This window comes from Pedobacter endophyticus (assembly GCF_015679185.1).
Lineage (GTDB): Bacteria > Bacteroidota > Bacteroidia > Sphingobacteriales > Sphingobacteriaceae > Pedobacter > Pedobacter endophyticus.
Genome location: NZ_CP064939.1, coordinates 2,813,240 through 2,826,870, shown reverse-complemented (window position 1 = coordinate 2,826,870; position 13,631 = coordinate 2,813,240). Strand labels below are relative to the sequence as shown.

Annotated in this window: 15 protein-coding genes; 11 read left to right on the top strand and 4 right to left on the bottom strand. The window is 41.3% G+C overall.

What is annotated here, in order from left to right; translation table 11 throughout:
* Nucleotides 1-7: 7 nt before the first annotated feature.
* Nucleotides 8-1,759: an ABC transporter ATP-binding protein gene (locus tag IZT61_RS11485; RefSeq protein ID WP_196097052.1), complete on the bottom strand. Its 1,752-nt coding sequence runs from the start codon at nucleotides 1,757-1,759 to the stop codon at nucleotides 8-10.
* Between the two features lie 235 nt (nucleotides 1,760-1,994).
* Between IZT61_RS11485 and IZT61_RS11480 the strand changes: the two genes are divergently transcribed.
* Complete coding sequence (locus IZT61_RS11480; protein WP_196097051.1) at nucleotides 1,995-2,438, top strand: cytochrome B; 444 nt, start codon at nucleotides 1,995-1,997, stop codon at nucleotides 2,436-2,438.
* On the opposite strand, the gene IZT61_RS11475 is transcribed toward IZT61_RS11480, so the two are convergent.
* Entirely contained in the window at nucleotides 2,435-2,647 is a 213-nt protein-coding gene (locus tag IZT61_RS11475) for a helix-turn-helix domain-containing protein (protein ID WP_196097050.1), read from the bottom strand. The genes IZT61_RS11480 and IZT61_RS11475 overlap by 4 nt on opposite strands.
* 559 nt (nucleotides 2,648-3,206) lie before the next feature.
* Between IZT61_RS11475 and IZT61_RS11470 the strand changes: the two genes are divergently transcribed.
* From IZT61_RS11470 to IZT61_RS11430, 9 genes are all read left to right on the top strand, one after another.
* The gene (locus tag IZT61_RS11470; RefSeq protein ID WP_196097049.1) at nucleotides 3,207-4,604 is read left to right on the top strand and encodes an anthranilate synthase component I family protein; all 1,398 of its coding nucleotides are present in this window, start codon (nucleotides 3,207-3,209) and stop codon (nucleotides 4,602-4,604) included.
* A gap of 27 nt (nucleotides 4,605-4,631) precedes the next feature.
* A complete protein-coding gene (locus tag IZT61_RS11465; RefSeq protein ID WP_196097048.1) occupies nucleotides 4,632-5,240 on the top strand; it encodes an anthranilate synthase component II in 609 nt (202 codons plus the stop codon).
* A gap of 24 nt (nucleotides 5,241-5,264) precedes the next feature.
* Entirely contained in the window at nucleotides 5,265-6,047 is a 783-nt protein-coding gene (gene trpC, locus IZT61_RS11460) for an indole-3-glycerol phosphate synthase TrpC (RefSeq protein WP_196097047.1), read from the top strand.
* A 592-nt stretch (nucleotides 6,048-6,639) separates the two neighbouring features.
* Nucleotides 6,640-7,830: a GTPase HflX gene (gene hflX / locus IZT61_RS11455; protein ID WP_196097046.1), complete on the top strand. Its 1,191-nt coding sequence runs from the start codon at nucleotides 6,640-6,642 to the stop codon at nucleotides 7,828-7,830.
* 101 nt (nucleotides 7,831-7,931) lie between these two features.
* Nucleotides 7,932-8,309, top strand: a complete 378-nt coding sequence (gene rbfA / locus IZT61_RS11450) for a 30S ribosome-binding factor RbfA (RefSeq protein ID WP_196097045.1) — start codon at nucleotides 7,932-7,934, stop codon at nucleotides 8,307-8,309.
* 3 nt (nucleotides 8,310-8,312) lie between these two features.
* The gene (gene trhA / locus IZT61_RS11445) at nucleotides 8,313-8,942 is read left to right on the top strand and encodes a PAQR family membrane homeostasis protein TrhA (RefSeq protein WP_196097044.1); all 630 of its coding nucleotides are present in this window, start codon (nucleotides 8,313-8,315) and stop codon (nucleotides 8,940-8,942) included.
* 8 nt (nucleotides 8,943-8,950) lie between these two features.
* Nucleotides 8,951-9,628 carry a peptidoglycan DD-metalloendopeptidase family protein gene (locus tag IZT61_RS11440; protein WP_196097043.1) on the top strand — a complete coding sequence of 226 codons (678 nt, stop codon included), beginning with the start codon at nucleotides 8,951-8,953 and terminating at the stop codon, nucleotides 9,626-9,628.
* Between the two features lie 426 nt (nucleotides 9,629-10,054).
* The gene (locus IZT61_RS11435; protein ID WP_196097042.1) at nucleotides 10,055-10,708 is read left to right on the top strand and encodes an energy transducer TonB; all 654 of its coding nucleotides are present in this window, start codon (nucleotides 10,055-10,057) and stop codon (nucleotides 10,706-10,708) included.
* Nucleotides 10,708-11,094, top strand: a complete 387-nt coding sequence (locus IZT61_RS11430; RefSeq protein ID WP_196097041.1) for a hypothetical protein — start codon at nucleotides 10,708-10,710, stop codon at nucleotides 11,092-11,094. Before IZT61_RS11435 ends, IZT61_RS11430 begins: the two co-directional genes overlap by 1 nt.
* On the opposite strand, the gene IZT61_RS11425 is transcribed toward IZT61_RS11430, so the two are convergent.
* On the bottom strand, nucleotides 11,091-11,948 hold the full coding sequence (locus tag IZT61_RS11425) for a diacylglycerol/lipid kinase family protein (RefSeq protein ID WP_196097040.1): 858 nt from the start codon (nucleotides 11,946-11,948) through the stop codon (nucleotides 11,091-11,093). The two genes, IZT61_RS11430 and IZT61_RS11425, sit on opposite strands and share 4 nt — an antisense overlap.
* 59 nt (nucleotides 11,949-12,007) lie before the next feature.
* On the opposite strand from IZT61_RS11425, the gene IZT61_RS11420 reads away from it, so the two are divergent.
* Nucleotides 12,008-12,982: an App1 family protein gene (locus tag IZT61_RS11420; RefSeq protein WP_196097039.1), complete on the top strand. Its 975-nt coding sequence runs from the start codon at nucleotides 12,008-12,010 to the stop codon at nucleotides 12,980-12,982.
* A gap of 60 nt (nucleotides 12,983-13,042) precedes the next feature.
* Here the strand turns inward: IZT61_RS11420 and IZT61_RS11415 are convergent, their stop codons facing one another.
* A complete protein-coding gene (locus tag IZT61_RS11415) occupies nucleotides 13,043-13,411 on the bottom strand; it encodes a YccF domain-containing protein (protein ID WP_196097038.1) in 369 nt (122 codons plus the stop codon).
* Nucleotides 13,412-13,631 lie beyond the last annotated feature (220 nt).

Below are 13,631 nucleotides of genomic sequence, written 5' to 3'. Positions count from 1 at the left end.
CGATTTCTTAAACCTCAACAATTCTTTCGCCAATTTGTTGACGCCACATGGCCTGGTACAGTCCGTTTTGTTCTATTAAAGCCTCGTGTTTGCCCTGCTCAATAATGCGACCTTTCTCCAGAACGTAAATTACATCAGCATGTTTAATGGTCGATAAACGGTGGGCAATTAAAATGGTAATGTGATCGGTTAAGTGCGAAACGTTTCTGATCGTATTGGTAATTTCTTCTTCCGTAATCGAATCCAATGACGATGTTGCTTCGTCGAACACCAAAATGTCGGGTTGGCGGAGTAGCGCCCGGGCAATCGACAGACGTTGTTTTTCGCCACCCGAAACTTTAACGCCACCTTCTCCAATTAACGAATCCAAACCCTTGTCAGCTCTCGAAAGAAGTGTTTGGCAAGCAGCTTGCTTCAATACCTTGTAGCACTCTTCATCAGTCGCCGTTGGATTGACGAACAATAAATTCTCTCTAATCGTTCCAGAGAAAAGCTGTGTATCCTGTGTTACGAAGCCGATTTTTTCTCTCAACGCATCCAAATCAATGTCGTTGCTTGCAATTCCGTTATATAAAATCTCGCCTTCTTTCGGTTGGTATAATCCCACTAAAAGCTTCACCAAAGTAGTTTTGCCTGATCCCGACGGCCCAACAAAGGCAATGGTTTGTCCGTTACGCGTTTTGAAAGAGATATTTTCGAGGGCATTTCTATTGGCGGTTTGGTGCTTAAAGCCGACCTGGTTAAACGTTAAGTCGTTTATTTTTTGGATGGAAGTAGGATTTGCGGGTTTTTTATCAATAGGCGTACTCAATATCTTTTTGAAGTTGCTCAACGAAACCTCTGCCTCACGCCAGGCAAGAATAACGTTTCCGAGTTCCTGCAATGGATTAAACAAGAAAAATGAATAGAATAGAAACGTTAAGTACTGACCTGCCGTAATCGTATCGTCGAAAATGAGCAGCAGCAAAACCAGCACCATTGTACTGCGAACCAGGTTTACCGTAGTGCCCTGCATAAAGCTCATGCTGCGCACATATTTTACTTTTTTAAGCTCAAGGCCCAAAATTTTGTAGGTAGTTTTATTTAGCCGCTCAATTTCTTGTTCGGCCAGCCCAAGGCTTTTAACAAGCTCAATATTTCTTAACGATTCTGTTGTTGAGCCGGCCAGGGCCGTTGTTTCACCAACAATAGAGCGCTGAATAATCTTGATTTTACGGCTTAAAAACCAGCTGACAAAACCAATAATCGGAATGGCCGAAAAATAAACCAAAGTAACTTTATAACTTACCGAAACCGAATAAACAATTACGAAAATCATTCCGATTAAGCTGACAAATAAAATGCTGATGAATGCGGTGATAAACTTTTCAGAATCCAAGCGAACTTTTTGTAAAATGCCCAATGTTTCGCCACTGCGCTGATCTTCAAAAACCTGATAAGGCAATTTTAAAGAATGTTGCAAACCATCGGCATACATTTTTGCGCCAACCTTTTGAACAATTACGCTCGTAAAATAATCCTGAAAATTTTTGGCAATACGCGAAACCATTGCCGCACCAATCGCCAAACCGATCAGCCCAATCGATCCCCAAAGGTATTGGCTGTAGGTTAAGGTGTCTTTTTTATTGATAAAACAATCCAGAATCCGACCGGTAATATAAGGGTCTAAAAGTGAAAAGCCGATATTGAAACCTGCAAGCAATAGCGCCAGGGCCACAATCCATTTGTGGTTTTTCAGGTAATCTAATAATAATCCCATTAAGTTTTGTTGTTTGTTGATACAAACATAAAAAAAGAGAACGGATAAAAATTCAATCGCATTTTTTATGACTTTGCAGAAAGATACGGTTTGTATCTGTTGACGATAGAGAGCCGAACGGCTCAAACAGCCATGGCAATACAAAGCCTGAAATGTAATTTAAAACCAATATAAATAAGCGCTCTTTGCAGCGAATAATCTGTTTATAGCTATTTTTGAAAAAATCGAACTAAAAATGTATAATATTCTAAAATCTGCTCACTCAGGATGGCGCTACATCGTATTAATTCTATTAGTTGTGGCCGTAGTTAATGCCCTTTCAGGATGGTTGGGAAAAAAAAGCTATACCGAGGGCAACCGCAAATTAAATGTGTTTACGCTTATTAGCGCACACATTCAATTTTTGATCGGTTTGATACTGTATTTTTTCAGTCCCTTAACCAAACTGCCAATGAGCGAACCCGCTGGCAGATACTTTAAGGCAGAACATGCAGTAATTATGCTTATTGCCGTTGTTTTAATTACCATTGGTAACGCACGCTCGAAAAAGGTTGCCGATGCAGTGGCAAAACACCGTAATATTGCTGTGTTTTTTGGATTGGCAGTGATCTTAATCGTTGTTGCAATATTTTTAATGGTTAAAGAAGTTCCCGGAAGAAGCTTTTTCGGAATATCTTAGCCACCAAGTAACATTACAACTTGAGTATTTAAAATAGCTGCAATTCGGTACAGCCTCTCTAAAGGCATTTTCCTTATACTGCGTTCATTTCGAGAATAGGTATTTTGCGAAATCCCTAATTCTGTTGCCATAAAAGATTGGCTGTATCCTCGTTTAAACCTTTTTTCTTTAATGCGGTAAGCGATCTGCTTGTAGAAACTTTCATCCATACGATTTTATTTTTAAATCATGGGGATGAAAAGAAGGACAATAGGGTATTGCTAAGATATGGAATTTTTTTGCTTTTATTCTAAAAACCGACAGTTTGTTTAAACCCCTGATGGATAACTTAAACTTTTAGTGGTTTGCGGGTGTTTAAATCATCTTTTTACGTGCATTAAAATAGTGATAAAGGTGAACTTTACACATTTATGCACAAAAGCCAGCACAGCTGATCATAGTAGCGTTGTGTTTGTCCAATTCTTCACTTTTTAAAAATAAAAAAGCACGATAATTTCCATTTTTCAAATTTCTTTATATTTTTGCTCTCGATGATTAACAATATACATGCATGGCTTTGGCAAGGTAATTCAAAACAGAATTGCGCCGGCTGCGTATGAGGAAAATATTTTTATCAACCTAAATCTTAAAGAAACCTTTAAAGCCCGGCGTAGAACCACACGCCGGGCTTTTATTTTTTAACTAAATCGTCATTGCGAGGCTTGAAGTAATCTTATTACTTTAGTAAGATTATCAGCCAACCGCATTAACGAAAACATAAAACAGAAAATGTTTAAAATTAACACCACTTACAAAAAGATGCTTGCCGATACCACAACACCGGTGAGTATTTATTTGCGCCTACGCGACGTTTATCCGAATAGCATTTTATTGGAAAGCTCCGATTACCATAGTCGCGAGAATTCGATGAGCTTTGTTTGTGCAGAGCCTGTGGCCGGAATTATTTTGAAAGGAGGCCGCTTAGAAACGTATTTCCCCGATGGAACAATTTCGATAACCGAGAGCAAAAACTTAATCGACGAGATAGCGGATTTTAAGGATAAATTTAAGGAGACAGAATTGCCCGAAATAAAGTTTATCTCTAGCGGGCTGTTTGGCTATTTTACCTGGAACGCCGTACAGCACTTTGAAGATATTAAATTTGCCTCCGAAACGCCTGAAGGTGAAGAAACACCCGAAATGCAATATCATTTATACCGATACATTATCGCAATTGATCATTTCAAAAACGAGATTACCCTTTTCAAGAACACATTTGAAGGAGAGGAAGAGGGTGGATTGGAGAAAATGGAATACCTGATTCAAAATAAGAACTACCCCGAATATAAGTTTCAGCTTCGTGGCGAGGAAACTTCCAACCTTACCGATCAGGGGTTTATGAATCTTGTAGAAAAACTGCAAAAGCACATTTACCGTGGCGATGTGTTCCAGATTGTTCCATCGCGGGCTTTCAAACAGGCTTTTTCGGGCGATGAGTTTAATGTTTACCGAAGCCTCCGTTCTATTAACCCTTCGCCTTATCTGTTTTACTTTGATTATGGAAATTTTAAGCTTTTCGGATCGTCGCCGGAGGCGCAAATTACCATTAAGAACAATACGGCAAATCTTTTTCCTATTGCGGGTACGTTTAAACGGAGCGGCAACGATATTGAGGATGCAGAACAGGCCCGCAAATTAGAGCAAGATCCCAAAGAAAGCGCCGAGCATGTAATGCTGGTTGATTTGGCCAGAAACGATTTAAGCAGGCATTGCAGTAACGTTGAGGTGAAATCATTTAAAGAGGTTCAATATTATTCTCATCTGATTCACCTGGTAAGCAAGGTGAGTGGCCATTTACAACAAAACGTAAGTGCGTTTAAGGTGGTTGCAGACACTTACCCGGCCGGTACATTAAGCGGTGCGCCGAAATACAAGGCCATGCAACTGATTGATGAGAATGAAAATCTAGGACGAAATTTCTATGCGGGCGCCATTGGCTTTATGGGTTTTAACGAAGATTTTAACCATGCGATAATGATCAGGACTTTTATGAGCAAAAACAACGAACTGCATTACCGTGCAGGTGCTGGTATTGTAGCCGATTCGGTTCCGGAAACAGAAATGCAGGAGGTAAACAACAAAATTGCCGCCTTGCGCAAAGCGCTGCAAATGGCAGAAACGGTTTAAAAGGTTCGGAATTAAAAAGAAATTGAAATGGAAAAAAATATAGACAATACAACCCCATCAACTGCCAAAAAGGTTGTGTTAGTAATTGATAATTATGATAGCTTCACCTACAACCTGGTTCATTTAATTAACGAAGTGGGTTACGAGGCGGTGGTTTGGAGAAACGATAAATTTGAACTGGCTGATGTGGCGAAGTTCGATAAAATCTTGCTTTCGCCCGGGCCTGGCATTCCTGAAGAGGCCGGATTACTATTGGATGTGATTAAAACTTATGCGCCTACAAAAAGTATTTTTGGGGTTTGTTTGGGGCAGCAGGCTATTGCCGAGGTGTTTGGCGGAACTTTGCTGAACCTGGGAAGGCCCATGCACGGAATTGCGACGCCGGTAACGGTAGTAGACGGCGACGAATCGTTGTTTTGGGAATGTCCGCAAACTATTAACGTTGGCCGGTACCACAGTTGGGTGGTAAGCAAAGAAAACTTTCCATCGTGTTTAAAGATTACGGCGCAAGACCATAAAAGTGAAATTATGGCGCTCCGACATGAAACGTTAGATGTTCGTGGTGTACAGTTCCATCCCGAAAGTGTGCTCACTGAATATGGAAGGCAAATGATGGAAAACTGGTTAACTTCTTAAAGCTTTTTTCATTAATTACAAAACATGAATATTTTAGATAAGATTGTATTACGTAAAAAAGAAGAAGTTGCCCATGCTAAGCAGCTTATTTCTATACACGATTTACAAACGACCAGGCATTTCGATAGAACGCCTTTGTCTTTTAAAGAGTTTTTGCTCGCAAACGACAGAACAGGAATTATTGCTGAATTCAAACGTCGGTCGCCATCAAAGGGTTTAATTAATGGAGTTGCCGATGTTGCTGAAGTAACCCAGGCTTACAACGCTGCGGGTGCATCGGCACTTTCAGTTTTGACTGATGTTGATTTTTTCGGGGGTAAAACAGATGATCTTCTGGCTGCCCGGGCTGCAAATAACATCCCGATTTTGCGCAAGGACTTTATGATCGATGAATACCAGATTTTAGAAGCCAAAGCCTGGGGTGCGGATATTATTTTGCTGATCGCCGCCATATTATCGCCCAAACAAATCAGCGATTTTGGAAAATTTGCTCAGGATTTAGGCTTGAGTGTTTTGTTGGAAGTGCATAATGAGGAAGAACTCGAAAGAAGTATTAGCCCTCATTTAGATGCGATTGGTGTGAACAACAGAAACCTGGCAGACTTTACTGTTGATATCCAAACCTCATTCGATTTAGTGAATAAAATTCCTGATGAGTTTTTAAAGATATCTGAAAGTGCAATTAGCGATCCCCAAACCATTAGAGCGTTGAAAGGCGCAGGATTCAACGGATTTTTAATCGGTGAGAACTTCATGAAAACCGATAACCCCGGGTTGGCGATTAACGAGTTTGTAGGACAGATTTAGTTTTTCACTGCCTGCAGCAGAAACGTTGAAGCACGGAATTCGACCGAATGCCCGTTGTATCGACCGCAGCGCTCCGCAGGAGCTCCTTGGAGGAGGCAATCTTTGTACTTCGCTAGCAAACTTTTAATTCTGCTAGTAACCCCAACTCAGCTTAAAAAAACAGAGCAGTAGAGATGACGATTTAGAGCGAAGTGAGTCACTTCCCTTTCTTTGGTAGTGGTTTATTCGCGTTTTGCATCCATCGCTTGGGGATCCTTCGTTACACTCAGGATGACAGTGTGAAAAACCAGTCGTCAATAAATTTAGGAACTTCTCATACTACCAATTTTTTATTAAACTTTGTTTGATAAGCCCGATTGACGTGGAAATACTTTTGTTGTAGTTATCAGGTTCCTCGCATCCGCAGTCGCAAAAGATTGCAACAGAAAGCTCCAAAGGCGTGCCTTCGGCACGGGACTAAACTTGCTGTGCATCGACACCTTTCACTTCAAATGATCAAAAACATTTCTCGAACCAGCAGGGTTTACATTTACTGATTACATGGGATAATATTCACCAGATGATGTGAGTTTCGTATATTTGCTTTAATTACATGGGAAAACAAAAATTTTATGATACTGCGATTAAGCAGGAGCGGGCCATTTTAGTGGGCGTGGTAACACCTGGCGAAAAGGATGAGCAAACGAAAGAGTATTTAGATGAACTGGCTTTTTTAGTCGATACGGCGGGCGGAAAGGTGGAAAAGGTTTTTACCCAAAAGATGCTTAAGCCCGAGCGTGCAACCTTTGTTGGTACGGGAAAATTAGAGGAGATTAAGGCTTACGTAAAATCCGAAGAAATTGATACCGTGGTTTTTGATGATGAACTTTCGCCATCGCAATTGCGGAATATAGATCGCGAGTTAGGCGTGAAGGTGCTCGATCGAAGTAACCTGATTTTAGATATTTTTGCAAGCAGGGCACAAACCGCACAGGCAAAAACACAGGTTGAGCTGGCTCAGTTGCAATATGTTTTACCACGTTTAACTGGTATGTGGACTCACCTTGAGCGCCAAAAAGGTGGTATCGGGATGCGCGGACCAGGTGAAACGCAGATTGAAAGCGATAGACGGATTATTTTAAACAAAATTTCGTTGTTGAAAGAGCGTTTAAGGAGCATTGATAAGCAGAACGAAACGCAACGCAAAAATCGTGGACAACTCATTCGCGTTGCATTGGTAGGATATACTAACGTTGGTAAATCGACAATTATGAATATGCTGTCGAAATCGGAGGTTTTTGCCGAAAATAAACTATTCGCAACTTTGGATACTACGGTACGCAAGGTGGTAATTGATAATTTGCCTTTCTTGCTTTCGGATACGGTTGGTTTTATCCGTAAACTGCCTCACCATTTGGTGGAATGTTTTAAATCGACGTTAGATGAGGTTCGGGAAGCTGATTTACTGATTCACGTAGTCGATGTTTCGCATCCTAATTTCGAAGATCAGATTAACACGGTTAACGAAACATTGAAAGATATTGGCGCAATAGATAAGGACATGGTTTTAGTCTTCAACAAAATTGATGCTTATGTTTCGCCGGAAGCTGAGGATGAAGGCGACGATGGCAAGTTAACTTTAGATGAGTTTAAGAGAAGTTGGATGAGCCACGATAAAGTGCCTGTTTTATTTATCTCAGCAACAGAAAAAGAAAACATAGAAGAATTTAAAACACTATTGTACGATATGGTGAAAGCTGCACATGTGGCCAGGTACCCGTATGATAGTAATCTGCTTTATTAAATTTAACCGTCATTGCGAGGCACGAAGCAATCTTTGGAGCTAATTTCTAGCGAAAAACCGATAGATTGCTTCGTGCCTCGCAATGACGAAGAACACAAGTTATGGAAAGTAAACGTCAGCAAAAATTTGCAGGAGTACTACAGGAAGAGTTAGCACAGATTTTTCAGCGGGAAGGTGCTGCATTTTTACCAAATACCTTGGTAACCATTACCCGGGTGCGCGTATCGCCGGATTTGGCCGTAGCCAAAGTATATTTAAGCTTTTTTAACACCACTAACACCACACTTTCTATAAATACCGTTAATGCCCATGCTGGCGAAATCAGGTATAAGCTGGGTGCAAGAATTCGCCATCAGGCAAGGGTGGTGCCCGAGCTTACATTCTTTGTTGATGATACCAACGAGTATGTTGAGCGAATGGATAATCTGTTTGACCAAATTGCTAAAGAACCCAGGCAGAGCGACGAAGACAGCGAGTAGTTTGTGAGACGACTTAGGGAGCCCGTTAATTTTATTACGCATTTTATTCCGGCACTGCTGGCTATACCGGCAGGCTATCTTTTATTATGCAAAGCTGGTACCGATATTGCCATTACGGCAGCCTGGATCTATAGCATCGGCATGTTTGTGCTTTTTGCGGTGAGTGCCACTTACCACGGCTACCCGACAAGCGATTACGGCATTCGGTTTTGGCAAAAATTCGATCATTGCAGCATTTACTTAATGATTGCCGGCTCCTATACGCCAACAGCACTCTTAGTTTTCGATGGTTGGTTGCGTTGGGGGCTTTTCGCAATTGTGTGGCTCATTGCAATTACCGGTTGCCTGTTAAAGATTTTTAATCGCCTGAAAAGTACAGCAATCTCATTGTCGATTTACATTTTAATGGGTTGTTTAATTGTGCCCCTGTTACAAAAAATGTTGGGTACCTTGCCAATAGGAGCAATCTTTTGGCTGCTTTTTGGTGGGGTCTTTTATATAGCAGGCACTTATTTCTACGCGAAAGACAGGCAAATGTTCAGGTGGGCGCATAGCCACGAAATTTGGCACCTGTTTGTAGTTGGCGGCGCACTTTCGCACTACATTTATAATTACACTTATATTTTTCAATAGCATCGGCAATGAAAAGCTTCGGGCAGATTATAAAAGCAAATTCAGTTGGTAAAGTTGTTGATTTTGATGCTGGCGTAGACAGGCTTCTGCCGTTTGATTTTACGGCCACAAATACAGAACTTACAGCAGCAATGTTGGACGATACCGAGCTGTTTTCGGACTGGATAAACAAACAATTAGCCAATAATAATGCCCGCTACGGCGTTGGGGGTTACAACGAGCATCGAACAATTTATTCGCGGAGTGCCCATTTCGACACTTCGGAAGAGCCACGCAGGTTGCATCTGGGGATAGACATTTGGGGTCCGGCAGGCACGCCAGTATACAACTTTTATGACGCAACGGTACATAGCTTTGCCAACAATGATAATTTTGGCGATTATGGCGCTACGATTATTTTGAAATACGAAATAGCCGGCTATGTGTTTCATGCTTTATATGGTCATTTGAGTTTGGCCTCGTTGAGCGGCTTAGCAGAAAACAAATTTATTCCTGCTGCAAGCCAAATAGGAGCACTTGGCCCAAAAGAAGAAAACGGAGGATGGCCGCCACACCTACATTTTCAAATTATTGAGGATATGCACGGGCTAAAGGGCGATTATCCGGGAGTATGCCGGTTTTCTGAAGGAGATCGGTATCTGGCCAATTGCCCCGATCCGAATGTGATTTTGCAATTTGATTTTTAGGCCCTGTGCGGCTCAAGCCTATTAGGTTAATGACTTATGGCGTTAGTCATCCGATTAATATTGGCAACAAGCAGATATTCATCGGATGACTGCCCATGGATATTAAAAAACTGTACCAAACAGTCGAATTTTCGATTTTCTTGTCAAAACTTTGGATTGCTTCTCATAACCTCTCCATATCAACGTTTGGGTTAAAAGCAAAGGCCTTTGCTTTCCCTTCCGACTTCTTCGGAAGGGATGAACAGACATTGCAAAACCCACCACCATTAATAGGGAGAGGTTTAGGGCGCCAACTTTAATCTCAGCTATAGGATCTGCGCCCAGGCTTTCATTCTGTTTTCTGATGCAGCGGCTTTTTTGATGCTTCTACTTCACGAAATCTTAGCACTCATTGCCGTTAAGTTTTATTAAGTGTAAATTAGCATAATGAAAAAGTTATTAACCCTTTGCTTACTTTGCTGCACCTCGGTTGTCATGGCGCAATTGCAGTTTAAGACCGGAAAATCAGGTTTTACCACTTTCTTAAGAGATAAAATGATTTATCCGCAGTTTTCGAAGGATAACTGTATTCAAGGCACCGTAAACATCAGCTTCAAGTTGGATGCACACGGAAATGTATATTCATCTAAAATAAACAAAGGAATATTGAGCGAGCTGGATGAAGAGGCACTTCGCTTAATCCGTTTAAGCAGCGGAAAATGGCAGGTTCCCGCGGGGTACGATACCACCGCATCAGTAATTGTTCCGGTAAATTTCAGGCTTTCGGGCTACAATTGTGAAGGTAAATCGAGCTCAGCCATTCAAGAGGCCATTCGCAGTTACCAGGCCGAAGAGGGTTTAACCAATTCGGTAATCAACTTTTACAAAAACATCGATCAGGCAAAGCCGGGGCAGGAAGCGCAAATCATTGCCATAAAAAATCAATTGGGTATTGATGATGAATACCTGCAATCGAGAATAGACAGTGGATTAAAAAAGCTGAAACAGGGCGATAAACAAGGCGCCTGCGAAGATTTTTCATTCGTAAAAAATATGGGTAGTAAAATGGCCGATAACTATTTAGCCAAATATTGTAAATAATGCGCACAAGTAGGTTTTTTGGCATTCTGGATGTAATCAGCATCGTTTTATTGGCCAAACAGGTTTGGAAAATTGTAACGCACTTTAACGAAATTCCCGATCAGGTGCTTTCCCAGGTAAAGGTAATTTTGATTCTGGCCTTATTTGTATCGCTATTTGCTTCGGCGGCGGGACTTATAGCAAATAAAAAATTCGGTTTTATCACTTACTATGTCCAATTTCCCTTTCGTTTGTTGGTTTGGGTGTTTTCAATCGGCTTTATTACTTACCTGCCCGAACTTTTTAATCTGACAGATGGCTGGTTTTCCGTGCTTTTGAGGATCTGTTTTATTGCCGAGTTTTTTAGGCTGTATTTTACTATTCAAATTCACCGCAAACAGTTTTAGGGAACAATTACCGAAATTGCCTTTGGTAAAATCTTGGCCGTTATCTCATTCACCTTGCCGATATATTCGCCATCAACCTGAAAATGTGCTTTGTGCTTCGAAGAAATCTTCACCTCCGAAGTTTGAAATACTTCTATTTTTTTTGGGTTGAAGGGAAGTTTCGTAACCCATATTTTTAAGATTTCGAGGTACGAATAATCTTTTACCAATATAATCTCAAACAAATCATCATCTAATTTACCATCGGGATTTATTTTCAGGCCCGTGCCGTACATCGTTGCATTTGCAATGGCCACCATCGCCGCGGCCGATTTAATCTTTTCGCCCTTTAAACTGAGCTCAATATTCATGCGCTTATGGTTTACCAGCGCATGCCAGGTTGCTTTTGCATAGCCCCACATCCCACGCTGGGGCAGTGTGTCGAACTTTTGAACCAAATAAGCGTTAAATCCCAAATCAGATAAATGGATGCAAATTTCGTCGTTTAATTTTACCACATGAATTTGTTTTGGCGTGCCCGCCTCAATAAGTTCGAGCGCATCGGCTATTTCCGTAGGGATGCCCAGCTCCTTCGCCATTCCATTTGCCGAGCCCGCCGGGATAATCCCAATCGGAGTGGTTGTATGTAGTAAGCACTCGGCAACCAGCTTTAATGTTCCATCGCCACCTACCGCCACCACCCGGTCGGCTTTAGTTTCGGCAATTTTTCGCTTGATCTTATCCAGCGAGCAATCATCCGGCAGCTCATATAAAACCACATCAGTATCTTTATCCTTAAAATGCGAGGAGATTACTTGCTTTAAATCGACGTCGTGACTGCCTGAACCCGGATTGATAATGAACAATAACCTCATGTTTTTAATTTGAATGACTACAACACAAACAAGTTTTCGTAAATTCTGTTTCAAATACAATGAATAAATCTGTTAGTGTAAAAGTTTATCATGGCTATGGCCATAAACATAATTTAGTGGTTTACGGTCATGTTTTTAAGCACAAGGCAAAGACGCAACAGATTTACAGCAACAACATCTTCGTTAACATTTTGCATTTGCTTAAGTTGTTTGTGCTTAAACCCTACGCATTCGTAAACGTGAGGCTGCAGTTTTTCGATCAAACCATTTATAACAAAGCGGAGAACGACGGCTTTTTCAGGTTTGAGTGGCAGGCCGATCGGGATATTGCGGCCGGCTGGCATTTTGTAAAAGTAGATGCGTTAGATGATGATGGCAACGTTTTAAATAGCGGCGAAGGCAAGGTTTACGTGCCCCACATCACACAGTTTGCATTTATATCTGATGTAGATGATACGGTAATGATTTCGCATTCGGCAACTATTGGCCGGCGCCTGCGCGAACTCTTTATAAAGAATCCTCATACGCGAAAAACGTTTCCCGATGCCGCAAGTCATTACCAGCAACTCGCCTTATCGCACACCAATACCGATCAGCCAAATCCGTTTTTTTATGTCAGTAGCAGCGAATGGAACCTTTACGATTACCTGATTGAAACCTTTAAGTATAACAAACTGCCCGATGGCGCCTTTTTACTCAACAGCATAAAGCGCTTAAAAGACCTGATTAAGACGGGCAAGACCGGGCACGAAGGAAAGTTGCTACGGGTAATGCGGATTTTAGATGCTTTCCCAAACCAAAAGTTTGTGTTTTTTGGCGATAATTCGCAACAAGACCCTTCGATTTATGCTACCATTGTGGCAAAGTATCCGCAGAATATCGAGGCGGTTTATATTCGGAACATCCGACCTGAAAAGGCAGCCGAAACCGAACGTTTGATGGAGCAAATTGCACAGCAAAAGGTTTACGCCTGTTTGTTTAATACCAGCGCAGAAGCCATTCAGCATTCTAAAGCAATCGGCTTAATCAAATAACCGAGAGTTCCAGAACTTACGCTCGGGATTTCGTTTCTTTTTTGAATGCTGGTTAGCGTTTTAAGAGATCGATTTGCCAAATGGCGTAAATGCCAGGTTCATTAATTTAAAATGCTGGCGGCCAAAAGGGATTCCAACAATGGTGACGCAAAGCAAAATGCCGAAGAACAAATGCGTAAGGGCAATCCAAAAGCCGCCGCAAAAGATCCAGATCAAATTCATAATGGTAGACAGGCAACCGGTGTTTGATGAAGTATCGGTAATTTTTACCCCGAACGGAGCTAGCCCAACAATTGCGAATTTAAAGCATTGAATGCCAAACGGAATGCCAACAATGGTTAAGCACAATATTAAGCCGCCAATAATGTATTCGAAAAAGATGAACAGGCCGCCAAAAATAATCCAGATAATATTACCTAAAAAGCTCATTTACGTTTTTGCATAAGATACCCGTAAATTGCATTTGTTACAAAACGCCGATTCAATAAATGTATTTCAAATTGTAATTGAACAAAAATGGCGGTCGAAATTGTTTAGTATGATGTGAATGACGCTTTGTAAGACCGAGGTTCAGCTTGAGTCTGTATTGAGCCTTTTGTCTACGCTCAAGATAAACTCCAGTCGAAATGCGCAATACAAATTGACGAAG

Bases quoted from the DNA above. Each gene is read 5' to 3' on its own strand.
- trpC (WP_196097047.1), top strand. From the start codon at position 5,265: ATGAATATTTTAGATAAGATTGTATTACGTAAAAAAGAAGAAGTTGCC.
- rbfA (WP_196097045.1), top strand. From the start codon at position 7,932: ATGGAAAGTAAACGTCAGCAAAAATTTGCAGGAGTACTACAGGAAGAG.
- IZT61_RS11425 (WP_196097040.1), bottom strand. From the start codon at position 11,948: ATGAGGTTATTGTTCATTATCAATCCGGGTTCAGGCAGTCACGACGTC.
- IZT61_RS11470 (WP_196097049.1), top strand. From the start codon at position 3,207: ATGTTTAAAATTAACACCACTTACAAAAAGATGCTTGCCGATACCACA.
- IZT61_RS11440 (WP_196097043.1), top strand. From the start codon at position 8,951: ATGAAAAGCTTCGGGCAGATTATAAAAGCAAATTCAGTTGGTAAAGTT.
- hflX (WP_196097046.1), top strand. From the start codon at position 6,640: ATGGGAAAACAAAAATTTTATGATACTGCGATTAAGCAGGAGCGGGCC.
- IZT61_RS11430 (WP_196097041.1), top strand. From the start codon at position 10,708: ATGCGCACAAGTAGGTTTTTTGGCATTCTGGATGTAATCAGCATCGTT.
- IZT61_RS11420 (WP_196097039.1), top strand. From the start codon at position 12,008: ATGAATAAATCTGTTAGTGTAAAAGTTTATCATGGCTATGGCCATAAA.
- IZT61_RS11465 (WP_196097048.1), top strand. From the start codon at position 4,632: ATGGAAAAAAATATAGACAATACAACCCCATCAACTGCCAAAAAGGTT.
- IZT61_RS11485 (WP_196097052.1), bottom strand. From the start codon at position 1,759: ATGGGATTATTATTAGATTACCTGAAAAACCACAAATGGATTGTGGCC.
- IZT61_RS11475 (WP_196097050.1), bottom strand. From the start codon at position 2,647: ATGGATGAAAGTTTCTACAAGCAGATCGCTTACCGCATTAAAGAAAAA.
- IZT61_RS11480 (WP_196097051.1), top strand. From the start codon at position 1,995: ATGTATAATATTCTAAAATCTGCTCACTCAGGATGGCGCTACATCGTA.
- IZT61_RS11435 (WP_196097042.1), top strand. From the start codon at position 10,055: ATGAAAAAGTTATTAACCCTTTGCTTACTTTGCTGCACCTCGGTTGTC.
- IZT61_RS11415 (WP_196097038.1), bottom strand. From the start codon at position 13,411: ATGAGCTTTTTAGGTAATATTATCTGGATTATTTTTGGCGGCCTGTTC.